Origin of the sequence: Loktanella sp. D2R18, assembly GCF_003318235.1 — a bacterium.
Classification (GTDB): Bacteria; Pseudomonadota; Alphaproteobacteria; order Rhodobacterales; family Rhodobacteraceae; genus Yoonia.
In genome coordinates, this window is record NZ_QOCG01000009.1 from 154,925 (window position 1) to 178,099 (window position 23,175).

27 protein-coding genes are annotated in these 23,175 nt (G+C 52.9%); 18 read left to right on the top strand and 9 right to left on the bottom strand.

The genetic code is table 11. The features are described 5' to 3' along the window. Positions 1-390: 390 nt before the first annotated feature. The 5 genes from DS901_RS05840 to DS901_RS05860 all read left to right on the top strand — a co-directional run bounded on the left by DS901_RS05840 (position 391) and on the right by DS901_RS05860 (position 4,608). A complete protein-coding gene (locus DS901_RS05840) occupies positions 391-1,005 on the top strand; it encodes a hypothetical protein (protein WP_147249860.1) in 615 nt (204 codons plus the stop codon). A 96-nt stretch (positions 1,006-1,101) separates the two neighbouring features. Beyond that, complete coding sequence (gene purL, locus DS901_RS05845) at positions 1,102-3,261, top strand: phosphoribosylformylglycinamidine synthase subunit PurL (protein WP_113775996.1); 2,160 nt, start codon at positions 1,102-1,104, stop codon at positions 3,259-3,261. Positions 3,262-3,335: 74 nt separating this feature from the next. After that, complete coding sequence (locus tag DS901_RS05850; protein ID WP_113775997.1) at positions 3,336-3,566, top strand: BolA family protein; 231 nt, start codon at positions 3,336-3,338, stop codon at positions 3,564-3,566. Between the two features lie 68 nt (positions 3,567-3,634). Further along, positions 3,635-3,994, top strand: coding sequence for a Grx4 family monothiol glutaredoxin (grxD, locus tag DS901_RS05855; RefSeq protein ID WP_113775998.1), 360 nt, complete (start codon positions 3,635-3,637; stop codon positions 3,992-3,994). Between the two features lie 11 nt (positions 3,995-4,005). Beyond that, the gene (locus tag DS901_RS05860; protein WP_113775999.1) at positions 4,006-4,608 is read left to right on the top strand and encodes a glutaredoxin domain-containing protein; all 603 of its coding nucleotides are present in this window, start codon (positions 4,006-4,008) and stop codon (positions 4,606-4,608) included. Positions 4,609-4,613: 5 nt separating this feature from the next. Here the strand turns inward: DS901_RS05860 and DS901_RS05865 are convergent, their stop codons facing one another. After that, positions 4,614-5,003, bottom strand: coding sequence for a cell division protein ZapA (locus DS901_RS05865; protein ID WP_113776000.1), 390 nt, complete (start codon positions 5,001-5,003; stop codon positions 4,614-4,616). Then, entirely contained in the window at positions 4,990-5,457 is a 468-nt protein-coding gene (locus tag DS901_RS05870; RefSeq protein WP_113776142.1) for a hypothetical protein, read from the bottom strand. Before DS901_RS05870 ends, DS901_RS05865 begins: the two co-directional genes overlap by 14 nt. 282 nt (positions 5,458-5,739) lie before the next feature. Between DS901_RS05870 and tkt the strand changes: the two genes are divergently transcribed. From tkt to DS901_RS18955, 4 genes are all read left to right on the top strand, one after another. Next, a complete protein-coding gene (gene tkt, locus DS901_RS05875; protein ID WP_113776143.1) occupies positions 5,740-7,758 on the top strand; it encodes a transketolase in 2,019 nt (672 codons plus the stop codon). Between the two features lie 84 nt (positions 7,759-7,842). Beyond that, entirely contained in the window at positions 7,843-8,070 is a 228-nt protein-coding gene (locus tag DS901_RS05880) for a hypothetical protein (RefSeq protein ID WP_147249861.1), read from the top strand. A 76-nt stretch (positions 8,071-8,146) separates the two neighbouring features. Then, positions 8,147-8,677 (top strand): hypothetical protein, encoded by a 531-nt coding sequence (locus tag DS901_RS05885; protein ID WP_147249862.1) that lies wholly within the window; start codon positions 8,147-8,149, stop codon positions 8,675-8,677. A 181-nt stretch (positions 8,678-8,858) separates the two neighbouring features. After that, positions 8,859-8,987, top strand: coding sequence for a hypothetical protein (locus tag DS901_RS18955; RefSeq protein WP_258546661.1), 129 nt, complete (start codon positions 8,859-8,861; stop codon positions 8,985-8,987). A 253-nt stretch (positions 8,988-9,240) separates the two neighbouring features. Here DS901_RS18955 and DS901_RS05890 read toward each other — a convergent pair whose 3' ends face one another. Then, positions 9,241-10,257, bottom strand: a complete 1,017-nt coding sequence (locus DS901_RS05890) for a GlxA family transcriptional regulator (protein WP_220150218.1) — start codon at positions 10,255-10,257, stop codon at positions 9,241-9,243. 47 nt (positions 10,258-10,304) lie between these two features. On the opposite strand from DS901_RS05890, the gene DS901_RS05895 reads away from it, so the two are divergent. The 5 genes from DS901_RS05895 (at position 10,305) to gap (DS901_RS05915) (ending at position 14,094) form a co-directional block, all read left to right on the top strand. Next, positions 10,305-10,565, top strand: a complete 261-nt coding sequence (locus DS901_RS05895) for a DUF1272 domain-containing protein (protein ID WP_113776003.1) — start codon at positions 10,305-10,307, stop codon at positions 10,563-10,565. After that, positions 10,562-11,179 (top strand): DJ-1/PfpI family protein, encoded by a 618-nt coding sequence (locus DS901_RS05900; RefSeq protein ID WP_113776004.1) that lies wholly within the window; start codon positions 10,562-10,564, stop codon positions 11,177-11,179. Before DS901_RS05895 ends, DS901_RS05900 begins: the two co-directional genes overlap by 4 nt. Positions 11,180-11,490: 311 nt before the next feature. After that, positions 11,491-12,255 carry an SDR family NAD(P)-dependent oxidoreductase gene (locus DS901_RS05905; RefSeq protein WP_113776005.1) on the top strand — a complete coding sequence of 255 codons (765 nt, stop codon included), beginning with the start codon at positions 11,491-11,493 and terminating at the stop codon, positions 12,253-12,255. 101 nt (positions 12,256-12,356) lie between these two features. Beyond that, a complete protein-coding gene (locus DS901_RS05910) occupies positions 12,357-12,803 on the top strand; it encodes a MerR family transcriptional regulator (RefSeq protein WP_113776006.1) in 447 nt (148 codons plus the stop codon). Between the two features lie 289 nt (positions 12,804-13,092). After that, the gene (gap, locus tag DS901_RS05915) at positions 13,093-14,094 is read left to right on the top strand and encodes a type I glyceraldehyde-3-phosphate dehydrogenase (RefSeq protein WP_113776007.1); all 1,002 of its coding nucleotides are present in this window, start codon (positions 13,093-13,095) and stop codon (positions 14,092-14,094) included. On the opposite strand, the gene DS901_RS05920 is transcribed toward gap (DS901_RS05915), so the two are convergent. Beyond that, a complete protein-coding gene (locus DS901_RS05920; RefSeq protein WP_113776008.1) occupies positions 14,091-14,588 on the bottom strand; it encodes a GNAT family N-acetyltransferase in 498 nt (165 codons plus the stop codon). The two genes, gap (DS901_RS05915) and DS901_RS05920, sit on opposite strands and share 4 nt — an antisense overlap. A 57-nt stretch (positions 14,589-14,645) precedes the next feature. Between DS901_RS05920 and DS901_RS18685 the strand changes: the two genes are divergently transcribed. From DS901_RS18685 to DS901_RS05930, 3 genes are all read left to right on the top strand, one after another. Then, the gene (locus DS901_RS18685; RefSeq protein ID WP_181820784.1) at positions 14,646-14,789 is read left to right on the top strand and encodes a hypothetical protein; all 144 of its coding nucleotides are present in this window, start codon (positions 14,646-14,648) and stop codon (positions 14,787-14,789) included. 74 nt (positions 14,790-14,863) lie between these two features. Beyond that, on the top strand, positions 14,864-15,865 hold the full coding sequence (gene gap, locus DS901_RS05925) for a type I glyceraldehyde-3-phosphate dehydrogenase (RefSeq protein ID WP_113776009.1): 1,002 nt from the start codon (positions 14,864-14,866) through the stop codon (positions 15,863-15,865). Between the two features lie 122 nt (positions 15,866-15,987). Continuing rightward, complete coding sequence (locus DS901_RS05930; protein WP_113776010.1) at positions 15,988-17,919, top strand: acyltransferase family protein; 1,932 nt, start codon at positions 15,988-15,990, stop codon at positions 17,917-17,919. Between the two features lie 83 nt (positions 17,920-18,002). On the opposite strand, the gene DS901_RS05935 is transcribed toward DS901_RS05930, so the two are convergent. The 4 genes from DS901_RS05935 to DS901_RS05950 form a co-directional block, all read right to left on the bottom strand. Further along, the gene (locus tag DS901_RS05935) at positions 18,003-18,749 is read right to left on the bottom strand and encodes an alpha/beta hydrolase family protein (RefSeq protein WP_113776011.1); all 747 of its coding nucleotides are present in this window, start codon (positions 18,747-18,749) and stop codon (positions 18,003-18,005) included. A gap of 17 nt (positions 18,750-18,766) precedes the next feature. After that, on the bottom strand, positions 18,767-19,261 hold the full coding sequence (gene coaD, locus DS901_RS05940; protein WP_113776012.1) for a pantetheine-phosphate adenylyltransferase: 495 nt from the start codon (positions 19,259-19,261) through the stop codon (positions 18,767-18,769). 63 nt (positions 19,262-19,324) lie between these two features. Beyond that, a complete protein-coding gene (locus tag DS901_RS05945) occupies positions 19,325-19,759 on the bottom strand; it encodes a CBS domain-containing protein (RefSeq protein ID WP_113776013.1) in 435 nt (144 codons plus the stop codon). Positions 19,760-19,796: 37 nt separating this feature from the next. After that, positions 19,797-20,699 (bottom strand): LysR family transcriptional regulator, encoded by a 903-nt coding sequence (locus tag DS901_RS05950; RefSeq protein ID WP_113776014.1) that lies wholly within the window; start codon positions 20,697-20,699, stop codon positions 19,797-19,799. A 95-nt stretch (positions 20,700-20,794) separates the two neighbouring features. Here DS901_RS05950 and DS901_RS05955 point away from each other — a divergent pair, with 95 nt between their 5' ends. Further along, positions 20,795-22,294, top strand: a complete 1,500-nt coding sequence (locus tag DS901_RS05955) for a CoA-acylating methylmalonate-semialdehyde dehydrogenase (protein ID WP_113776015.1) — start codon at positions 20,795-20,797, stop codon at positions 22,292-22,294. On the opposite strand, the gene DS901_RS05960 is transcribed toward DS901_RS05955, so the two are convergent. After that, on the bottom strand, positions 22,278-23,153 hold the full coding sequence (locus DS901_RS05960) for a hypothetical protein (protein ID WP_113776016.1): 876 nt from the start codon (positions 23,151-23,153) through the stop codon (positions 22,278-22,280). The two genes, DS901_RS05955 and DS901_RS05960, sit on opposite strands and share 17 nt — an antisense overlap. Between the last annotated feature and the right edge of the window lie 22 nt (positions 23,154-23,175).

Here is a 23,175-nt window from a genome sequence, read left to right on the forward strand (position 1 = left end):
TCTCGGATATTGAACGCAAAACTTGATCAGGTTTCGAATCACCCCCATCAACGCGACGCGCAAACAAAACAACCCCCAAAACAACATTACCCCCAAAGAAGCAACAAACAGACAAATTTTCGCCACATTCAAGTTGCGGTAGAGCAAAGCATACCGCTGCTTACGTAAATTTCTGCACGTTCCTTAGGGTAATGAAAATTTTAACAAAAATTCGCACCACAGCCACGAGCGCAACCTAAGGGTTGGTAGACGTAGCGCTAACATCCCCCTAATTGCTAAAATGTGCTTCACTTTGACGCAACCGAGGCGCACACTCGAAGCAACCAGCATGTTGCAGATCATGTTTCATCGCTGGGACGTCCGGTTTGATTAGTCAAGAAAGGTACAGAAATGCTTACTCCAAGAACAACACGTATCGCAGCAATTGCTCTCCTCCTTCCGATCACCGCCCCTGCCTATGCTCTCAAAATAGACGTAGGCGGAGCGTCAGTGAGCGTTGGGCACGGTAGCACTGCATCAGTCTCTGTAGGTGGCAGCAGCGGTGTAAGCGCCGATGTCAACGTTGGCGGAGGAGAGGGTGTAAGTGCCGATGTAAGTGTGGGATCTGGCAGTGGGGGCGTTGGTGTCGATGTTGGCGGCGGCACTGGCGATGGCGGCACTGATATAGCCGATGGTGGTAGCGGAGGAACTGGCGACGGTGGTTCTGGTACCGGCGTTGGAACAGATGTCGCTGGAGTTGACCCCGAAGTTATTCTTCCTGAAATTGATGGTGACACCATCAGCATTGTTGGGTCGTCGGTTTGGACCAAAGATGCGGTGCTTGTAGGAATGGTAACGGCCATTGAAAGCCAATCAGGGGAACAGGTCGTGGTACGTGTATCGCCAGTTGATAGCTTCGGCGCCCCCTATAACACCCTAAGGTTTCAAGCAGCGATGCGCGCATTCAGCAATCATCAACTGATGTTGCAACACGACCAAGTCGAACTGCTAGATCACCTTAGCTAAGACAGCTTTAGTTTCCCTTGCACTTGTTGCGCTGTTGCCCCTTCCAACCAGCGCAACAAGGCCTTACAAGGCCGCAACGCTGCTTGGGAGACGACCATGACCGAACCGATGATCACCGATGACCTGATCGCTTCACACGGGCTCAGCCCCGATGAATACGCCCGCATCCTCGAGATCATTGGCCGCGAGCCAACTTTCACAGAGCTGGGCATTTTTTCGGCCATGTGGAACGAGCATTGTTCCTACAAATCTTCTAAGAAATGGCTACGCACCCTGCCTACCGAAGGCCCACAGGTCATCTGCGGCCCCGGTGAGAACGCAGGCATTGTCGATATTGGCGACGGCCAAGCGGTTGTTTTCAAAATGGAAAGCCACAACCACCCTTCTTACATCGAACCTTACCAAGGTGCCGCCACAGGTGTTGGCGGCATTCTACGCGATGTTTTCACCATGGGTGCGCGGCCCATTGCGGCAATGAACTCGCTTTCGTTTGGCCATCCTGAACATCCCAAAACACGTCAGCTTGTGAACGGCGTTGTCGCCGGTGTGGGCGGTTACGGCAACTGCTTTGGCGTGCCGATGGTTGGCGGCGAAGTGCGGTTCGACCCTGCGTATAATGGCAACTGCCTTGTGAACGCTTTTGCGGCTGGGTTGGCCGATACGGACAAGATTTTCTATTCGGCTGCATCCGGTATTGGGATGCCTGTCGTGTATCTCGGCGCGAAAACCGGGCGTGACGGTGTTGGCGGCGCGACAATGGCTTCGGCTGAATTCGACGATACAATCGAAGAAAAACGCCCCACCGTGCAAGTTGGTGATCCATTCACCGAAAAGCGCCTGATGGAAGCGACGCTAGAACTGATGGCCACCGGAGCTGTGATTTCGATCCAAGACATGGGCGCAGCTGGCCTCACCTGCTCTGCCGTTGAAATGGGCGACAAAGGTGGGCTTGGCGTCAAGCTGACCCTTGAAAACGTCCCCCAGCGCGAAGAGAACATGACCGCCTATGAGATGATGCTATCAGAATCGCAAGAGCGTATGCTGATGGTGCTCAAGCCTGAACTCGAAGCCGAAGCGCGGGCCGTATTCGAAAAATGGGATCTTGATTTTGCGATTGTGGGTGAAACCATCGCCGAAGACCGATTTGTCGTGCTGCATAATGGTGAAGTGAAAGCCGATCTGCCGCTGGCGACCCTGTCTGGATCGGCTCCAGAATATGACCGCCCCTGGATACCTACCCCGGCGGCCGAACCGCTGACAGACGTGCCAGAAGTGAACCCGATTGATGGTCTTAAGGCGCTGATCAACAGCCCAAACTACGCCGGCAAACAGTGGGTCTATGAACAATATGATCAACAGGTCATGGGTGATACTGCCCGCACGCCCGGCGCAGGATCCGGCATTGTGCGTATCCACGGGACCGATAAATCACTGGCCTTCACCAGTGATGTGACCCCGCGCTACGTCAAAGCCAACCCAGTTGAAGGCGGCAAACAAGCCGTCGCCGAAGCCTACCGCAACCTGACAGCTGTCGGAGCAACCCCGCTTGCGACCACCGACAACATGAACTTTGGCAACCCAGAAAAGCCCGAAATCATGGGCCAATTTGTCGGTGCCATCGAAGGCATCGGCGCCGCTGTGACCGCGCTTGATATGCCGATCGTGTCGGGCAACGTCTCCCTATATAATGAAACTGATGGCACTGGCATCTTGCCCACCCCTACAATCGGGGCGGTTGGAATCATTCGTCAGTCCGATGATATGATCAACGGCCAAATTCGCGAGGGCCATGTTTTGCTGCTGGTCGGTGAAACAGTGGGCCATCTCGGGCAATCCGCGCTTTTGGCCGAAGCCTTTGGCCGGATCGAAGGCGACGCACCCGCAGTCGATCTGGACGCGGAAAAGCGCAACGGTGATTTCATCCGCGAAAATCACGCGATGATCACCGCGTGCACCGATCTCAGCGATGGTGGGCTGGCGCTTGCCGCATTTGAATTGGCCGAAAAAGCGGGCGTTGGGATCAGCATTGACGCCGATGACACCGCCACTTTGTTTGGTGAAGATCAAGCTCGCTACCTGATCGGGTGTAACTTTGACATGGCCGAAGCGCTTATGATCGCAGCATCAGAAGCAGGCGTACCGCTTACTATGGTGGGTAAGGTCGGCGGCGAAACTGTGAGCTTTGGCGCGCATGAGGCCGCATTGGCCGATCTTGCCACATCATTTCGCAGCGCGTTTGCAGATGCTGTCGCCTAAAACTGTCGGGCGCGGCCCCTTGCCGCCCCGAATTTGCGCACCTAGATTATAGGTAACCGACCAAAGGACCTCTTATGCCAATCACTGCCACTGACATTGAAACGCTGCTGCGCAAAAACTTTCCCAATGCGACGATTACCGTGCAAGGCGACGACGGGGCGCATTTCGCGGCCGAAGTCATTGACGAAAGCTTTCGCGGTATGAACCGTATTCAACAGCAACGCGCGGTAAACGCGACGCTGAAAGAAAAAATCGACAGCGGTGAACTGCACGCTTTGGCGCTGACCACCAAAGCGCCTGCGTAAACCCTGTCTACCGTAAAATTTGCAGCCCGAGATCGCTATATTTTGGGCCCCATCAAAGGATAAAATCCATGACCGCTGAAACCCAAATCAAAGACACCGTCACAAACAACGATGTTGTCCTATTTATGAAGGGCACAAAAACCATGCCGCAATGTGGGTTTTCATCCCGCGTGGCTGGTGTTTTGAACTTTATGAGCGTCGATTACAGCGATGTGAATGTGCTGGCCGACGAAGAAATTCGCCAAGGTATCAAAGATTTCTCTGATTGGCCGACCATCCCACAGCTTTACGTCAAAGGCGAATTTGTCGGCGGATGCGACATCATCACCGAGATGATGCTGTCAGGCGAGTTGGACACATTGTTCGCTGACAATGGCGTAGCATTCGACAAAAACGCGGCGGACCAAATCCGCGAAGCCAACGCGTAAACAGGCCAAATATGACCCCAGATCAAATCGCTTGGCTATGTGTGATCGCAATTATTGCCGCGACTTTGGTTTGGGGGGCTTTAAAGTTATGGAAGATGATTTCGCCCCCATCGGGCGCATATCGATCAATTGGCACTGAATCGCTTGATTATGACGCATTTAATGATCAAATTCAAAAGTCGTCACGCCGACAAGCAGTTTTGAGTAGTTGGCTTCCCGGCTCCGGAACCACTAGGAGTCATACCGCATTCGATTTAAAGAAAATTGAACGCCCACAAACACCGCGGCCTAGTAGTTACGACAGCCAAGAAAGCGCAGAAAACCTTGTCAAAGGGATCCTTGCCTACAATGATATCGCACTTTTTGTCCGCAATCTGAATGAATTCGACACGACCAGCCCAGACGCAAAGACACGTGCCCTATTGCAAGAGGTTGGCGTCGCTTTCAAAACGGTTGACGTCAGCAAAGACCCGACCATGCATTTGGCATTTCCAGAAGACGGCACCGAAATCAGCCTGCCGGTGGTCTATGTGCATGGCAAAGAAATCGGATCTTATGACACCATAAAAAAAATGCACCGAGACGGGACCCTCGGGGCAATTTTTTCTAAGTAATTGCGTTAGGTTTTCGGGCTAACCTGATCTGCCAGCGCTTCTGCACGGGCCGCGATTTCAGCAAGCGCTTCTGTCACGCTGGCCGGGACCACCGGCACTTCGATACGTTCGGGGACAGGTGCGGGTTGCGCCTCAAGAAACGCGATCCGGGCGCGCAATTCTTCGAATTCAGCGGCACTTTTTTCGAGTTTGGCTTCGAGACCTGCAGTTTTATCTGCCAACATCAGACCCGCCATCAACAGCATGCGTGCTTCGGGCATCCGGCCAATCTGGCCCGACAGATGCGCAGCTTCGGTATCAAGCATGGCGGCAGCGGAATGCAAAAACTGTTCTTCACCGGTCTGACAGGCAACTTCAAAACTGCGACCTCCGATTGTGATTTCAACCTGCGGCATGGGATGTCTCCTCGACCAGCGGTTTCAGTTCTGTCAAAATCGCATCAATTTCAGCGGCTTCTGCGTTGCGCTGGTCTTGTATGGCTTGCAATTCTGCGGCAACGGCGGCGTTCACCAGATCAGGGGTCAAACCTTCGGTCACCGCATCGCGCAGCTTTGTATTGATTTCACGCATTTGAACATTCGACGCCCGCAACGTCTGCATTTGCGCATCATATGCGACCAGTTGCGCACGTTGTTTTTCAACCCGGTCTGTCAGGCTGGCGACCTGCGTGTCTTGGCGCTCTTTAAGCGCACGGACACGCGCGACCAGCTCTGCATTTGCCGCGCGCTCCGCTTCTAATGCCGCACGCAATTCTGCGTCGCCATCGCTGGCCTGCTGGGTTTCAATCCCCTGCCTGATCCGGTCCAAAGCCGTTGTAATCCGACCTTCCAATGCACTCATTTCACTCATCTGCTCGTCCTTTTGATCTGCTCGCGCGTCAACACATGTCCTGCCAACGGCGAAAGACCGTTTGTATTCAGTCGCCCGGTGCGTGCTGAAATTTGATCCAGTCAAATTGCTACCAATCCGAATCGTGCCTTTTGCAGCCCAGACTATGCCATCACGCGATGCGTCGCAAATCACAGCTGTCTTTTCATTTGAACGACTTAACTGTCACGCTTGATCTTAGGCTTCACCCTGATATGACGCAGGCAAGCAAGACATTTACCTTTTGAATAGGATGTGACCACCTTGGATATCAAAGCCCTGCGCGCCGCCAACCCTGAACATTGGAACAAAGCCGCCGCCCTTCGTACGCTGACACTTGATGCGGTTGCTGCTGCGAACTCTGGCCACTCTGGCATGCCGATGGGCATGGCCGATGTTGCGACTGTATTGTTCGAAAATCACTTGAATTTCGATCCAAAGACCCCTGAATGGCCCGACCGTGATCGGTTTATTCTCTCTGCGGGCCACGGGTCAATGTTGCTTTACGGTCTGATGTACCTGACGGGCTACGAAGATATCACGCTGCAACAGATCAAAGATTTCCGCCAATGGGGCGCGAAAACTGCCGGTCACCCTGAATACGGCCATGCGCGCGGTATCGAAACCACCACAGGTCCTTTGGGCCAAGGCATCGCCAATTCGGTTGGTTTTGCCATCGCCGAAGAAATTCAGCGCGCCACGTGGGGCAAAAAGATCATTGATCACCAGACCTATGTGATTGCGGGCGACGGCTGCCTGATGGAAGGCGTCAGCCAAGAGGCCATCGGCCTTGCTGGCATGCAAAAGCTGGGCCACCTTTGCGTGTTCTGGGACAATAACAACATCACCATCGACGGCACTGTTGATATGGCTGATATCACTGACCAGCCTGCCCGCTTTGCAGCATCTGGCTGGCACGTGCAGGAAATCGACGGGCACGATCCCGTTGCGATTGATGCAGCGATCACCGCTGCCAAGGCAGATCCGCGCCCATCCATGATTGCGTGTAAAACACACATCGCTTTGGGCCACGCCGCACAAGACACATCCAAAGGCCATGGCGCTTTGACCAATGCCGAGCAACTAAAAGCCGCCAAAGAACTTTACGGTGCGCCATTGGGGGATTTTGAAGTCGCACCCGACGTCAAAGCCGCATGGGAAGCCATCGGTGCACGCGGTGCAGCGACCCGCGAAGCTTGGGATGCGCGCTTTGCCACGCTATCAGGCACAAAACAGGCAGAATTCAACCGCACCTACGCTGGCGAAGCCCCAAAAAAGCTCTCTGCTGCAATTCGTGCATTGAAAAAGCAGGTCAGCGAAGACAAGCCAAAGGTCGCGACCCGCAAATCGTCAGAAATGACATTGGCCGTTGTGAACCCGCTCATGCAAGAAACCATCGGCGGCTCTGCTGACTTGACCGGGTCAAACAACACGCTGACGGCAGATATGGGCACCTTTAACCCTGACAACCGCAAAGGCCGCTACATCTATTACGGCGTACGTGAACATGGCATGGCCGCTGCGATGAACGGCATGGCGCTACACGGTGGCGCACGCCCCTACGGCGGCACATTCATGTGCTTTACCGATTATGCACGCGGCGCAATGCGCCTTTCAGCGCTGATGGGTATTCCAACCACTTACGTCATGACCCACGATAGTATCGGTCTTGGTGAAGATGGTCCAACCCACCAGCCAGTTGAACATCTGGCTATGCTGCGCGCGACGCCAAACACCCATGTGTTCCGCCCTGCGGACACTGTAGAAACGGCTGAAGCTTGGGAAATGGCGCTGACATCAACCAGCACCCCGTCTGTGCTGTGCTTGTCACGTCAGAATCTGCCAACCGTGCGGACCGAACACAAAACCAAGAACCTGACCGCGCAAGGCGCCTATGTTCTTGCAGATGCCGAAGGCAAACGTCAGGCGATCTTGATGGCCACAGGGTCCGAAGTCGAAATCGCACTCGCCGCGCGTGACCTGCTACAGGCACAAGGCATCGGTACACGCGTTGTGTCCATGCCGTGCTGGGAGCTGTTTGAGGCCCAAGACGAAGCCTACCGCCGCAAAGTACTGCCTGCAGGTCCTGTCCGGGTCGCAATCGAGGCAGGTGTGCGTATGGGCTGGGATAAATGGCTGATGGGCGAGCGCGGCAACAATAAAAAGGCAGGCTTTGTCGGCATGCCCGGCTTTGGTGCCTCTGCCCCGGCGGACCGCTTGTTCAAAGAATTTGGCATCACTGCCGAAGACACAGCCGCTTTGGTTGCGTCACTGATCAAATAAATGGTGGGCGTAGGCTATATGGCCGACGCCCATTTTCTTTCCCGCGCGACACAAACCTTGCGCACATAACCTATGGAGATTGAAATGGATTTCGGAGATATGATCGGCAAAGCCGCTGGCGCATTGGGCGGTGGTGATTTTGATTTGGCAGAAACACTGGGCGGCGCGGGTATTGATGCGTCAATGCTTAAGGGCCTAGACCTATCCGCCGCAAAAACCTTTATCGAAGAAAAAGGTGTCGATCTAAGCATTCTAGATACGCTTGGGCTGGACCTTGATGAACTGCTCGCAAAGTTCACAGGCGACGCGTAGACCTATAGAGGATCTAGGCGGCGCAAACTGCGCCACCTAGATCCTGTTACACTGTCGGCCATGAAAATAGATAAATATGAAATCCACAACAACGCTAGCCATCGCAACATCCATATCATTAGCCTATTCAAACTTCGCAATGGCTAATGGCCACGATCTACCCTGCTTTCAACGTATTTATAGTGCAGAGCATATGGCGGACCACCCTGAACAAACCGTCTCAGAGTTAACGTTTTGGTTTGAATTGATCCATATGGGCGATTATTTGGCCGGCAACTTCAAGGCCCAAACCGCGGATACGCCAGTGACCCGTGAAACAGGCCTTGCCGATCAAGCATTCGAAGACAGCATGTTTTGTGGCGATGGCCAGTATCCATACCCATACCAGCTGTCACAATGTGGTTTGGAATGCGGCGGCACAGATGTTTTGATCGAATATCTTACCCCTGATGAAATTCTCTTTCACACCAAAGGTATTTCTGTGAACAATTTTGAAGGTCGCTGTACCTCGGGTGTCCTTCAAGAAGGCGACGACGATAGTTTCACAACTTACCGCCTTTTCCTTGTCCCATCAGAAGTCTGTACGGGCGTTGGCCCATTTGGTTGATAAAACACCTATAACTATGGCGACATCAATTCTGGGCGATCTACGTCAACAAGTGGGATGCCTGACTGTCAACACCTGAAATAGGTGACAGGCACGTTCTATACCAAGGGGCTCCTGTTTCTTCGACAACAAAATATTTTTTGCCGCGAATATCTTGGGTTGTGCAGGCATTGATGCGTCAATGATCAAGGGTCTAGACTTATCCGCCGCAAAAACCTTTATCGAAGAAAAAGGTGTGGATCTGCGCATTCTAGATACGCTTGGACTGGACCTTGATGAACTGCTCGCAAAGTTCACCGGCGACGCATAGGCGCGATTTTCTTTTAAAGAGATCAAGCGGGCAGCGCATAGTGTGCCCGATTGTTTTGCGCACCTCGGCAGCTTTAATTGCGATCGGTTGATAACACTGAGGTTTCACCCAAAGCTGCCACGAACCGAATAAACAAACCAGAGATTCGTATTCGGCGCGGTCAAGGCCGGCGATGAGCCCAAAGCGCCGGATGCTGCGCAGGTTGGTAACGACTGCTTTTACGAAAGGCATTCCAGTTACTGCCACCACTTTATCACTCTGAATTTATGGCCTTTTTGAAGTCGGTTTGAGCCTGACCAAACCTCTTCCGATATGCTCCTGGAGCAACTTTGAAGGATCTCATCAGTGCCCTGCGCAATCTTTCGCTGTCAGCAAAACCACACTGCTTCACGATCATGCTCAGAGGCATGTCTGTTTCTTCTAACAATAGACAAGCTGCTTTCAAGCGGATCGCTTCCACCGCCTTTGCAGGCGTAGCCCCCGTTTGGGCCGTGTAAAGACGCGCAAAATGGCGTGGGCTCATTGCCGCTTGATTGGCCAAATCATCGACAGAAAGGGGTGCCGTCAAGTTGTCTGCAATCCAAGCATTCAATTCATCAAATCGACCAGTCGAGGTTTGGTATTGCTGCTTTAAGGTGGTGCTGAATTGGGACTGTCCGCCGGGACGTACCAAATAACAAACCAGTGATTGAGCGACGGCCAACGCTGCTTTCCGTCCAACATCTTCTGTCACCATCGCAAGGCTCATGTCGATCCCTGCCGTCACGCCCGCCGAGGTCCAGATCTTTCCATCGTTAATAAAAATTGCGTCCTCCTCAACGCTCACCTCATCAAAACTATCGTGAAGCAAATCGCAGTATTCCCAATGTGTCACCACCCGACGGCCGTCCAAAAGTCCGGATTTGGCTAATATAAATGCACCTGTGCACACGGACCCAACGCGCCTGCTTTTCGCAGCAAGGTGCAGGACCTCATCTCGAAGATTCGCGTTTTCGGAGGCTGCAAACGCTCCCGGTCCCCCAGCAACAATAAGCGTGTCGATGTCCAAATTTCGCAGTTTGGATAGGGCGACCGTTTCAACGGGCAAATGGGCATCAGAAGAGACCATACCCCCGTCCAATGATGCAACCACGAGGTCGTAGATGTGAGTCGATCCAAGAGAGGTATCCGCAAACACCTGCATCGGCCCTGCCAAGTCTAGGAGTTTGACATTGGGAAAGACAACAAAAAGAACAGTTTTGGCAGGATTCGAGGTCATATTGTCATTCATGACAGAAACATGACCGTTACACTAGGGAAAACCAAAGGAGTCTACAGATGCTATTACTTAAACCCAATTGCGAATGTTGCGACAAAGACCTGCCACCAAGTGCTCGTGATGCCAGAATATGTTCTTACGAGTGCACTTTCTGCACAAACTGTGTTGAAAACTATCTAGACGGTGCCTGCCCCAATTGCGGCGGAAACTTTGTGCCGCGCCCGATCCGTTCGCGCGAAAACTTAATGAACAGTCCCGCATCAGACCGGCGAGTTATCGGTCAGCAGGCCGTTTGTCTCGCGGTGCGAGGTCAGTCATGAGCGCGGTTCGTTCAATTGGTGCGGTGGTTTTTGACGGTTTTGAGACCCTCGATTTATTTGGACCTCTGCAAATGTTTGGAACACTGGCGGATCATTTTGGCATTTCCATTGTTGCGGAGCAGCATGGCCTGGTGACCAGCAGGCATGGCCAGAAACTCTCTGTGGAACATGCATTTGATGATTGTCAGTCGTATGATCTCATATTGGTCCCTGGGGGCCCGGGCACGTGGGATCAGATTGATAACAATCGCCTTCTCAATTGGCTGCAAGACATGGCGCCTAAGTCTGAACACGTCTTATCAGTTTGCACCGGAGCGGCGTTTCTGGCGAAAGCTGGATTATTAGATGGGCGGGCCGCAACGACGAACAAACTGAACTTTGATTGGGTCACCCAATTTGGCCCGAATGTGGACTGGCAAGGGCGGGCCCGTTGGGTCGAGGATGGGGCGTACTTCACATCGTCCGGCGTGTCTGCTGGAATGGATATGAGCCTTGCTGTCATTGAGCATTTACTCGGCGCGGAACAAGCTGACTTCTCGGCAACCCATTCGGAATATGAGCGGCAGCGGGACCCTAAAAACGACCCCTTTGCTTTGCAGTTTGGGATTGCCTAGCTGTCGTTGCAAGCATCCACGAAGGTGAAAAGCGGACATTTGCCCTAGCAAAACCAATGCCCGTTTTGCCCCCGCCAAGCAGACATCGGCGGCATTTTATGTCCCTATCTTGCTTGCGGGCGCGGCGAAGGTCGGCTTTAGAACTAGTTCATAGGCGTGAACTCCAGTCTCTCAGCCCAGTTCAACATTCGTCCATAAATGAAATTTGATAATATCCCAAAAACAGACTTGACCCTGACACTAGTGTTAGGCCGCTAAGGCTGTCTGCTCACCATAGGTGATGATGTATTTACAGACAGGAAGAACACGACATGACACAAGATAACATTTGGCAAAACAAGGTCGCAATTGTGACCGGCGGCAGTTCCGGTATTGGCAAGGCGACGGCGCTTGAGCTTGTTGCACAGGGCGCGAAAGTTCTGATCACCGGGCGCAACGCTGACAAACTTGCCGAAGTGGCAGCTATGAGCGATGCGATAGAAACACTGCAAGCAGACAGCGCAGACGCAGAGAGCGGAATGCAGATCGTCGAAGCAGCAACCAACAATTGGGGACGCCTTGACCTGATCGTCAATAATTCAGGGGCGGGGCAACCGCTCCCTATGGCTGGTTACGATGCGGATGTCATCGCTAATATGTCTTCGGTGAATATCGTGGCACCTTCCCTTTTGGTAAAGGCAGGGCGCACCGCCCTGAGCGAAAGCAAAGGGGCCATTGTGAATATCGGTACAGCTGCGGCCCAAAACGCGGCGCCGATGATTGCCCACTACGTGGCAACCAAATCCGCTTTGGAAAGTTTGACCAAGTCTTGGGCAATCGAACTGGCCGGTGACGGCATTCGTGTAAACGCGATTGCGCCCGGTCCCGTCAAAAGTGGCGCGCTTACGGGAATGATGGGATTACCAGACGAAATGGCACAACAGATCGAAGAACAAGAGGCTGCTCAGGTTCCTCTTGGGCGTCGTGGTTTGACAAGCGATATCGTGCCATGGATCCTCCAATTGGGAAGTTCTGATAACCAATGGCTTACGGGTCAAACCTTGACCGTAGACGGCGGTTGGGCTTTGCGAACCTGAGGGAACACATGGGCTGGAGGAAACCGCTTCCTCCAGTTCCGCCCTTGACGAACAATGAACACCTTCACATGTGTGTCTAGGTTAGATGAAAAGGGATAAAGATGCAGGCTAAAGAAGCGTCCGAACGGCTTGGCATAACGCAACGCATGTTGCGCCACTATGAAAAACAAGATCTGCTGTCCGTTGGACGCACGCTCAATGGTTATCGTCGATATAGCGAATCCAATCTGCGTCGCGCAGGTCGCATTCGTGACTTTATTGCGACCGGATTTTCCACTCGCGAAATTCGTGCCATGAGCGCCTGCCTATCCGACGACGGCTCTGGCCCCTGTGTGGGTGGAATTGAAAAAATGTTAGAAAAGCTAGAGCATATTGAACGGCTCAAGGCTGAACTGGATGATCGCCACACCGCAGTTCTTGAGCGCCTTGCCGTCTTGAAGAACGGTATTTCAAGTTCGGACGAGACAGTTGAGACAATGGGAACCACGACCGATCCTTTTGTGCGTCATGAGACACCTGCCGTCCCAGACGCGACCGACCCCCAATAGAACCAAGCGACAATTATTTCGAGCGGAGCGCTTTGCCCATCTCCAAATCTCGAAAGCGGCGGTTGAACTAATGTTCGGCAAAGTCCCCGCAAACCCGCCCTTCGCCTCAAGCACAAGAAATGTCGGCTTTTGATGCAGGTCGACAATCAATTCCCAAACGTTAGCGACAACAGTTAGCGCAACCATGAAAAGTTAACGCTAACACACTGAAAATCTGTCACTTTTACACTTTTCAGAATGCAATTCATTGCCTATCGACCCTGTAACGCGACGCAGAGGAGCAAGGCACATGACAGTTACCATTGGGATCAACGGATTTGGCCGCATTGGCCGTTGCACATTGGCACATATCGCCGAGGCCGCACGCAACGATGTGCAAGTTGTCAAAATCAACGCCACGGGCCCCATCGAAACAAATGCCCACCTGCTAAAATACGACAGCGTACATGGCCGTTTTGGCAGCCCGATCAAGGTTGATGGCAACACGTTGGATCTGGGGCGTGGACCGATTGATGTCATGTCCACATATAACCCCGAAGAGCTGGACTGGTCCGGCGTGGATGTTGTGCTCGAATGTACGGGCAAATTCAACGACGGCAAAAAATCCGCGGTACATCTGTCACGCGGTGCCAAAAAGGTGTTGATCTCGGCCCCGGCGTCAAACGTGGACCGGACAGTTGTCTACGGCGTAAACCACCGCGATATGGAGGCTAACGAACGTACGGTGTCCAACGGGTCATGCACCACCAATTGCCTGGCCCCGCTTGCCAAGGTTCTGAACGATACCATCGGCATCGAGCGCGGCATCATGACCACCATTCACAGCTATACGGGCGACCAGCCCACGCTCGACCGTCGTCATAGCGATCTCTACCGCGCCCGTGCGGCGGCCATGGCGATGATCCCGACATCAACCGGCGCAGCCAAAGCATTGGGCGATGTGCTACCGGAATTGGCGGGCAAGCTGGACGGGACCGCAATGCGGGTCCCTACCCCGAATGTCAGCGCCGTTGATCTAACATTTGAAGCCGGAAAATCCGTGACCGTCGCAGACGTGAACGCCATCGTCGCCGAAGCGGCAGGCGGTTACATGGGCATGGTGATGTCATACGACGACGAAGCCAAGGTCAGCATCGATTTTAACCACACAACGCAATCGTGCATTTTTGCCCCCGACCAAACCAAAGTCGTCGGCGGCAAAACGGTACGCGTCTTGGCCTGGTACGATAACGAATGGGGCTTCTCGGCGCGTATGGCAGATGTGGCGGCAACAATGGGGCGATTGAACTAGGCTTCAACCTTTCGCGAAAACGACAGCATTCCCTGCTCTTTTTGTTTAGTTTCCAACGTAAACCCCGCCTTGCGCAGCACATGCGCTGAGGCGGGGTTTGTCGTTGCCACGCCTGCCAAGAGGGTGACGGGCGGTTTTGCGGCGGCGACCAGCCCGTGCAAAAGCTCTGTTGCATAGCCCTGCCCCCAGGTACTTTGCGCAAATAGATACCCAAGGTGGATGGCCGTATTCGGTTCATCATCAAATAGGATTAGCAGTCCAACCAGTTGATCATCCACATTGATGACGTAAACGTCGCTCTCGGACTGTCGCGCTGCGACCCAATCGGCGACATCCCCTATCAAGGCAAAAGACGGTGGCAATTCGCGCGTCACGTCGTTGCTGAGGATTCTGGACAAGTAACGCAAAAGTGCGCCCCTTGCTATCGGGTCAGCCAAGAGCGCGTCCCAATGTGAAACTTTCAGCCGAGGTGTTGTGAAATCTGAAAGGGGCATCTCAATTGCTTTCTCAAAGGTCTTACCTTCTTAACACCTTCAAGCTAAATGTTTTACATGACGAATACGATCGCCCTTATCCTCGCCTTTTTGATCACCGGATTTGTGCTGGCTGATTTTTATGTGATGCATTGGGGCGCGGTGCCGTTTCTGTTTCGCAAACTTTTGGCGTTGATCGAATACATCGCAATTTGGCGATAGTGCCGATCTACGGTTGACCTTTTGCCATAAATCGCAATGTTAGCGCCAACACTCATCCCTTAGGAGATAGCATCATGGCCGTCAAAGTTGCCATTAACGGATTTGGTCGTATTGGTCGTAACGTATTGCGCGCAATCATTGAAAGCGGACGTACCGACATCGAAGTTGTTGCAATCAACGATCTTGGCCCGGTGGAAACCAATGCACATCTGTTGCGATTTGATTCTGTGCATGGGCGTTTTCCGGGCACTGTCACCACGACAGAGACAACAATCGACGCGGGCCGTGGCCCAATCGAGGTGACTGCGATCCGCAACCCAGCAGACCTACCTTGGGCGCATGTCGATGTGGTTTTGGAATGCACTGGCATTTTTACAAGCAAAGAAGCCTGCCAAGCGCATCTTGATAACGGCGCGAGCCGCGTGTTGATTTCTGCGCCGGGCAAAGACGCGGATAAAACCATTGTCTTTGGCGTGAACGACGATGCGCTGACAACGGATGATCTTATCGTTTCAAACGCATCTTGCACCACCAATTGCCTGTCTCCGGTTGCCAAAGTTCTCAATGATGCGATCGGCATCACCAAAGGCTTTATGACAACGATCCACAGCTACACAGGCGACCAGCCAACGCTGGATACGATGCACAAAGACCTGTATCGCGCCCGCGCAGCGGCGCTGTCGATGATCCCGACGTCAACCGGTGCTGCAAAAGCTGTAGGCCTTGTCCTGCCAGAGCTTAACGGTAAGTTGGACGGTGTTGCGATCCGCGTACCGACACCCAATGTATCTGTTGTCGACCTGACGTTTGAGGCATCCCGCGCGACAACCGTCGAAGAAGTGAACACTGCGATTATCGCCGCTGCCGACGGCCCACTGAAAGACATCTTGGGCTACACCGATCTGCCAATGGTCAGTTCTGACTTTAACCATGATCCGCATTCGTCAATCTTCCACCTTGATCAAACCAAAGTGCTTGACGGAAACATGGTACGTATCCTGACCTGGTACGACAACGAATGGGGCTTCTCAAACCGTATGAGCGACACAGCCGTCGCAATGGGGAAACTAATCTAGGCAAAGCGCCACTTAGTATCGGGCTGTTTTGTAAAATGGCCCGATAAACCCACGATAATCTGATTGAATTCTAATTCTGCGCGTGTTCCATTCGAGCATTAGACGCCACAAGCTGGATTCTCATGACCTATCGTGAAGATATTGACGGCCTCAGAGCTGTTGCAATTCTATTGATTGTTTTCTTTCACGCCGAACTTCAAAACGTCCCGGGAGGGTTCATTGGCGTAGACGTCTTTTTCGTCATTAGTGGATATTTGATTAGCACAATCCTGCTGAAAGACATTTCAACCGGGTCATTCAGCTTTCGAAAATTCTACCAACGAAGGCTGCGAAGACTTGGCCCAGCTTTGCTCACTACACTTTTACTGACGCTGATCACCGCGTGGTTTCTTGCAACGCCTGATTCATTAAAGGCCACATCAGAAGCAACAATTGCTGCTCTGTTTTCGGTAAGTAATTTTTACTTTTACGCCACTGCAGGATATTTTGACCTCTCGGCCTATCAAAAACCACTCTTGCATACGTGGTCACTTGCCGTCGAAGAACAGTTCTATCTAATTTGGCCGGCACTTTTGTTTTTGCTTTTTGGGCGCCTGTCCAAGCCCGCTTTATCAATATCCTTGTTGTTGGTCGGCACCGCGACACTGTTTGCCGCAGAAAAATACCTGGCCACTGCGCCAGACCGCGTGTTTTTTCTTGCACCGTTTCGGGTATATGAATTCGCACTTGGGGCACTTATCGCGATCACTGGCGCGCAAGCGCGTGGGCGTGTGATGACAAATGCAGTTGGCTTAATGGGTATCATTCTCGTTATCTACGCTGGCATCAACTATACGGATCGCACTCCGTTTCCAGGTGTCGCGGCGTTGATCCCCTGCGTCGGAACAATGATGGTTATTTATGCGGGGCCAAGTGCATTCGCCAACCGTGTCCTTGGCGCAGGCCCCTTTCGATACATCGGCCAAATTAGCTATTCTTTGTATTTGGTTCATTGGCCTGTACAAGTTTTTTATCGTTTTTTAAATGGCAGGCCTCACACACCCCAAGAAATCATCTATGTATTTGGCCTCACCTTTCTTCTCGCGGTCGCGAGCTATTATCTTATCGAGACACCTTTTCGCAAAAAAGATGGCGGGCGGCATAAAGTTTCAAACAACTACTTGAACTGGGTATGCATCCTAATTTTTTTACTGCTATGCACTGCCAGCGCGTTGATCATACGATCAAATGGCGCTCCGGGGCGCTACCCAGCCGAGATTACAGCGCTTTTATCTGACAGAGCACAAGCAATCGATGACCGCCCAAACCTGGTCCGTTCGGAGCTGTGCCAGATCCATGAGGGTGAATACACGGTCAATCCCCAAACTTGCGCACCACTCGACCGCAACGATTACATTGTGGTTGTAGGCGACAGTCATGCGCACGGATTCTACATTGGCCTACGTGCAAACTATCCAGACGCAGCCATCATTCACCTGTCAAGCCTTGGCTGTCTCATCGTATCGCGCGGACCACAGGACAGGTTATGTGCCCAGTATTTACAATATGCGCACAACTGGATCGATGAAAATGAAAACCTTATTTCTGCAATCATCGTCACCCAAAGTGCACGTGCGATGATCGACACTGGGTTTGGGGGAAAACGGGTGCCCAATTGGTCTGCATTGAGCACGTTTTCTGACAGAATTGACCATATGGTACCGGAAGCAATTCCTGTTTTCTTTATAGGGCCCCGCCACGAGTTTGATCCTGACATCGAACGTGCAATTATTCTGAGCAAGACACGCGACGATGTTCGCGCCTTTTATGACGACGCAACCTATCCCGTCGAAGAAGCCATCGACGATTGGCTCATGGCACATTTTGCGCAAACGCGGACGCAGTATATCTCAAGTGCACGGATTTTGTGCAACCCCAACTGCCCCGTTTTAACGGATGATGATCACGTATTTGTATTCGACTACGGCCATTGGTCATTAGCAGGCGCAACAATCGCAGTTTTCGAAATCGTGAATGCGCTTCCAAGATTAACCGCTATTCTTTCTGACATTTAGAAATCAAACACTGCGTATCGTTAAAGCATGGCTTATCAGTCTATTCAATTCAACAGCCTCACGATCTGCCCCCCGCTTCACTCTCACGGCAGGTTCGTCAAAAAATCATCGAACTGTTTTACATAATCGGGGTGGTGCAAAGTATTGTGATGGTTTGCGCCTGCAAGCGGAACAAACACCACCTCTTGGCCCGCCTCCAACAAGCCTGTGACCAATTTTTGACCGTACGTAATGGGGATCAGATCATCCTCTGTCCCATGTAACACAAGTACCGGTGCCTCAATTTGATCTACATATGAGGTTGAATTCCAACGTTGGATGCCGGGAATATAGCACGCAGGTAACCAAGACGCGCGCATCATGAGATCACACAGACGCGTATATGGAGCCTCTAGAACGATCCCGTTAACGTCACGATTAGCACCGACATGCAGCGCCAGACCGGTCCCCAAAGAATACCCGTGCACGGCAATCGGCCCCTCATGCCGCGCGACCAGCCAATCATAGCTGTCTAGCGCTTGCGCTTTCAACACTGTCTCGGACGGGTTGCCGGGAATTCCGCCACCGCCCGGATAGGCAAGCGCCGCCACACGGTGCCCTGCATCGCGGTGCACGGACAGATGTGCGCCAAAATAAGCAAGCGATCCGCCATTCCCCATGAAATAAAGTATGGCTAGACCGTCGGTATCGCCGTCAGACAGGTGCAAATGGGCTTGCGTGTCGTCCAGAACATGTGTTGCGAATGCGGGGTCCACAAAGGGATCAGAGCCAAAAGGGTAAATATACTTTGGATGTAAAAGCACCATCGCCACAGCATAGATTAAATACATTGCGACACCCCGAACAATCACGCGTTAATTCGATCCTTCAGCGCAGTATTCACAGCTGGCGTGACGAATTTTGACACATCCCCGCTAAGCCGCGCGATTTCTTTGACCAACTTCGAGGCGATCGCCTGATTTTTTGCATCGGCCATCAAAAACACGGTTTCAATGGAATCATCCATTGCGCGGTTCATGCCAACCATTTGAAATTCATATTCAAAATCAGCAACCGCACGCAATCCGCGAATAATCACACCAGCCCCCACATCACGGGCACAATCAATGAGCAGGTTTTCAAACGGGTGCACCACAATTTCGCAACTATGCGCTTCGCCAAGCGGCACACATTCCGTTTCCACCATAGCCACACGCTCTTCAAGCGAAAACAACGGCCCTTTGTCGCGGTTAATTGCGACCCCAATCACCAGACGATCAACGAGAGTGCTTGCACGCCGTATGATGTCGATATGCCCATGGGTGACAGGGTCAAAAGTTCCGGGATAAAGTCCAACACGCATGGCGTACCTCGATAAATACTGTTGCGCGCACGCAATATTATTACGGAGCGGATTGCAAGACCGCTAATGCCCCATAATCATCCCTTCGAGCGCATCTTTCTCCATCGCGAGTTCGGACAATCGGGCCTTGACCATATCACCGATTGAAATCAGGCCGATCATCTTACCGTCTTCAAGGACAGGCATATGGCGAAAGCGCCCGGCGGTCATTTTTTCCAACACCGCATCGGTCTGTTCCTCTGGGGTGCAGGTGATCAGCTTGGCAGTCATCAGATCAGATACTTTATCCGATAGACAAGACGCACCGCGCTTGCCTAATTCACGGACGACATCGCGCTCAGATAAAATCCCATCAAGCGCCGCCCCATCAGATGACACCACGACTGTCCCAATTCGTTTTTCCGACAGCAATGCCACGGCGGCAGACACAGGGTCGCCAGGCCTTACTGACACGACACCAGTGTTTTCTTTGGATTTCAGAATTTGGGATACAATCATCGCGGGCTCCTTCAGCGGCTTGCGTTTTACTAGGCTGTCAAATCACAGGGGCATCTGTCAAGCGGGCGATACCCTCAAGGCGTGCAACCTCAGACAAAACACCCCGCATAATTGCAGTCGCCGCAGTGTTCAGCCGCTCTGATTGCCGGTCAGACGTATGCCGCACCAAATAGAACGACCGGGTTAATGATATCTCGGCGACCAAAACACGGTGTAATTCGGGCGCGAATGGCAGGGCAAAGTCATGCACAATCCCGACCCCAGACTGGCGCAGCATCTGCAATTGCACCGCAACCGAATTTGACGCCATCTGCACCCCATCGGCCCCCAATTCACCAAGGTAGTCCAGCTCTTTGTCAAAGATCATATCAGGGATGTACCCCACGACAGGACATCCATTTAGATCCGCGCGCCGTGTGATCACAGGTCCATCGCGGCGTGTTGCCAAGTGTAATTTGTAGTCTGAAATACGTTGCACAGTTAGACGCCCCGTAGCGGGAGGGCTTACGGTGACGGCCATATCCGCCTCGCGGCGCGACAGGTTCACAACGCGCGGCAACGACAGGATTTGGATTTCAAGCGCAGGGTGTTCTGCCTGGACGGCGGCGCAGACCTGCGGCAGCAGAAAATTCGCGGCCCCATCGGGGGCACCGATCCTGATTTGCCCACTGAGCCCCGACGACGCCCCCTTCCCTGTTTCCCGAGCAAGGACCAGATGAGCCTCTGCCTCTGCCGCGCGGTCGCGCATGCGTTCGCCCAAATCCGTCAACGCATAGCCTTGCGGAGATTTGACGAACAACGTCGCACCCAACGACCGTTCCAGCCGCGCAATGCGCCGCCCGAGCGTCGCCGGATCCATCTTTAGAATCGGCGCAGCCCCCGTGAGGCTCTCAGCGCGAGCCACAGCCAAAAACACCCGCATGTCGTCCCAGTTTTCCAATGCGTACCTATATTTTTGCAAAATGGTTTTGACACATTCGTTCTTTTACGTTGAAAAATGCAAGGCTAAACTGACATCAACCAACGGAGGATTCCATGCAAGAACTGACCCATTACATCGGCGGCGCGCACGTCAAAGGCACATCTGGCCGTTTTGCGGATGTCTACAACCCGGCCACCGGCGAAGTGCAGGCCAAAGTGCCGCTCGCCAATGCAGATGAAATGGCGCAAGTCATTGAAATCGCATCAAAAGAACAGGTCTCTTGGGCCGCGGTCAACCCGCAGCGTCGCGCCCGTGTGATGATGAAATTCGTTGATCTTTTGAACCGTGACATGGACAAACTGGCCGAGGCCCTGTCCCGCGAGCACGGCAAAACACTGCCTGATGCTGCGGGCGACGTGCAGCGCGGCCTAGAGGTTGTGGAATATTGCATCGGTGCGCCGCAATTGCTGAAAGGTGAATTCACCGACGCGGCTGGCCCCGGCATCGACATGTATTCGATGAAGCAAGCGTTGGGCGTCTGTGCGGGCATCACCCCGTTCAACTTCCCGGCGATGATCCCGATGTGGATGTTCGCCCCGGCCATCGCCTGTGGCAACGCATTTATCCTTAAACCGTCCGAGCGTGACCCGTCCGTGCCACTGATGCTGGCCGAATTGCTTGAAGAAGCGGGCCTGCCAAAAGGCATCATCCAAGTCGTGAACGGTGACAAAGAAGCCGTTGACGCGATCCTTGATCACGATGTGATCCAATCGGTTGGCTTTGTCGGCTCGACCCCGATTGCCGAATATATCTATGGGCGTGGCTGTTCCAATGGTAAGCGCGTGCAATGTTTTGGTGGCGCGAAAAACCACATGATCATCATGCCTGACGCCGATATGGACCAAGCTGCGGATGCGCTGATTGGTGCAGGCTTTGGCGCGGCGGGCGAACGCTGCATGGCGATTTCGGTTGCTGTCCCCGTTGGCGAAGAAACTGCCGATCGTTTGGTCGAAAAGCTGGTCCCTCGGATTGAGGCACTTAAGGTTGGGCCCTACACGTCTGGCAAAGACGTTGATTACGGTCCTGTTGTGACCGCCGCCGCAAAAGAAAACATTCTGAACTTGGTCGAAACGGGCGTCGCACAAGGTGCCGAACTCGTGGTCGATGGCCGCAATTTCAACCTACAAGGCTATGAAGATGGATTCTTTGTTGGTCCGCATTTGTTCGACCGCGTCACCACCGACATGGACATTTATCAAAAAGAAATTTTTGGTCCGGTTCTGTCATGCGTTCGCGCAAAAACCTACGAAGAAGCAATCGGTTACGCGATGGACCATGAATATGGCAATGGCACCGCGATCTTTACCCGCGATGGTGATGCGGCGCGTGACTTTGCCAGCCGGATTAACGTGGGCATGGTTGGGATCAACGTGCCGATCCCTGTGCCTTTGGCTTATCACACCTTTGGTGGGTGGAAAAAATCCATGTTTGGCGACCTGAACCAGCACGGCCCCGATGCGTTTAAATTCTACACACGTACCAAAACTGTGACGTCACGCTGGCCGTCAGGCATCAAAGAAGGCGGCGAGTTCAACTTCAAAGCGATGGACTAAGCCGCGCATCGAAGAACTTGTTAATATAATGAACCACTGGGGCGATCATTTCAGGATCGTCCCAGTAGGCACCATGGCGCATAGGGTCCCATTGCGCGACCTCCGTTGTGCCCAAATGCATGGGAACATCGCGCAGATGCCGGTCTGCGACCATCTTTGAATAGCAAGGGGCCGACGGCCCCATCGGATAGGCAAGCACATCTTGCTTGTCATAGAAATTTTGCCACCAAGGCGCGATTTGCTGATGATCTGGAAGGCCTGCCCCCGGATAGTCAATCGGGACAATGCTGTCGCGCCTGTGCGCAAAAAGAAACACCGGTATATTGCATCCAAATGTCATGAACCCAGCGACGGTCTGCATGTTTTCGAGTCCGGTTTCAAAGCGCTGTTCGCCAGTAATTCGGGCAAAATGCTGCAAGTCATACATATAGTTCGACATAATATGTGACCCCAACGAATGCGCCAAGATCAGTATCGGACCGTCTGGACCAATTTCAGCGACGAGCGAGCGCATGGTCAGTTCAACCCGGTTATGAATCTGTTCATAAATTGCCGCGGATCCGTCGGTTACCTTGCGATATGATGCAGCGTCAGACAGTGCCGAAAGCATAAAGGCGCGCGCCGGGTCGTGACCGGTTTTGTCGCGGATCAAGTCAAGGTATTCGCGCTGGCGGCGCTGTAGGATATCGGCCCAAGATACCTCTCTCCAGACGATATCTTCCGCGCGCTTACCCAACTTACGGATCACGCGTTTGGCCATGCCTTTTGAAAAGCTAGGCACTTTGGAATCAATCGGCAAATCGCCAGCTTGGCTCCAGACGCCATGAATCACAACAACCCCAAGTTTTTGTCCTGGCACAGCATCATCCTTTTGTATCTGG

Coding starts and splice junctions, on each gene's coding strand:
- DS901_RS05895 (WP_113776003.1), top strand. CDS start 10,305: ATGCTATTACTTAAACCCAATTGCGAATGTTGCGACAAAGACCTGCCA.
- DS901_RS05930 (WP_113776010.1), top strand. CDS start 15,988: ATGACCTATCGTGAAGATATTGACGGCCTCAGAGCTGTTGCAATTCTA.
- coaD (WP_113776012.1), bottom strand. CDS start 19,261: ATGCGTGTTGGACTTTATCCCGGAACTTTTGACCCTGTCACCCATGGG.
- grxD (WP_113775998.1), top strand. CDS start 3,635: ATGACCGCTGAAACCCAAATCAAAGACACCGTCACAAACAACGATGTT.
- DS901_RS05955 (WP_113776015.1), top strand. CDS start 20,795: ATGCAAGAACTGACCCATTACATCGGCGGCGCGCACGTCAAAGGCACA.
- DS901_RS05910 (WP_113776006.1), top strand. CDS start 12,357: ATGCAGGCTAAAGAAGCGTCCGAACGGCTTGGCATAACGCAACGCATG.
- DS901_RS05865 (WP_113776000.1), bottom strand. CDS start 5,003: ATGCCGCAGGTTGAAATCACAATCGGAGGTCGCAGTTTTGAAGTTGCC.
- DS901_RS05860 (WP_113775999.1), top strand. CDS start 4,006: ATGACCCCAGATCAAATCGCTTGGCTATGTGTGATCGCAATTATTGCC.
- DS901_RS05890 (WP_220150218.1), bottom strand. CDS start 10,257: ATGAATGACAATATGACCTCGAATCCTGCCAAAACTGTTCTTTTTGTT.
- DS901_RS05920 (WP_113776008.1), bottom strand. CDS start 14,588: ATGCCCCTTTCAGATTTCACAACACCTCGGCTGAAAGTTTCACATTGG.
- gap (WP_113776009.1), top strand. CDS start 14,864: ATGGCCGTCAAAGTTGCCATTAACGGATTTGGTCGTATTGGTCGTAAC.
- DS901_RS05840 (WP_147249860.1), top strand. CDS start 391: ATGCTTACTCCAAGAACAACACGTATCGCAGCAATTGCTCTCCTCCTT.
- DS901_RS18955 (WP_258546661.1), top strand. CDS start 8,859: ATGATCAAGGGTCTAGACTTATCCGCCGCAAAAACCTTTATCGAAGAA.
- DS901_RS05880 (WP_147249861.1), top strand. CDS start 7,843: ATGGATTTCGGAGATATGATCGGCAAAGCCGCTGGCGCATTGGGCGGT.
- DS901_RS05905 (WP_113776005.1), top strand. CDS start 11,491: ATGACACAAGATAACATTTGGCAAAACAAGGTCGCAATTGTGACCGGC.
- purL (WP_113775996.1), top strand. CDS start 1,102: ATGACCGAACCGATGATCACCGATGACCTGATCGCTTCACACGGGCTC.
- DS901_RS05935 (WP_113776011.1), bottom strand. CDS start 18,749: ATGTATTTAATCTATGCTGTGGCGATGGTGCTTTTACATCCAAAGTAT.
- DS901_RS05850 (WP_113775997.1), top strand. CDS start 3,336: ATGCCAATCACTGCCACTGACATTGAAACGCTGCTGCGCAAAAACTTT.
- DS901_RS18685 (WP_181820784.1), top strand. CDS start 14,646: ATGACGAATACGATCGCCCTTATCCTCGCCTTTTTGATCACCGGATTT.
- gap (WP_113776007.1), top strand. CDS start 13,093: ATGACAGTTACCATTGGGATCAACGGATTTGGCCGCATTGGCCGTTGC.
- DS901_RS05885 (WP_147249862.1), top strand. CDS start 8,147: ATGAAATCCACAACAACGCTAGCCATCGCAACATCCATATCATTAGCC.
- DS901_RS05900 (WP_113776004.1), top strand. CDS start 10,562: ATGAGCGCGGTTCGTTCAATTGGTGCGGTGGTTTTTGACGGTTTTGAG.
- DS901_RS05870 (WP_113776142.1), bottom strand. CDS start 5,457: ATGAGTGAAATGAGTGCATTGGAAGGTCGGATTACAACGGCTTTGGAC.
- DS901_RS05945 (WP_113776013.1), bottom strand. CDS start 19,759: ATGATTGTATCCCAAATTCTGAAATCCAAAGAAAACACTGGTGTCGTG.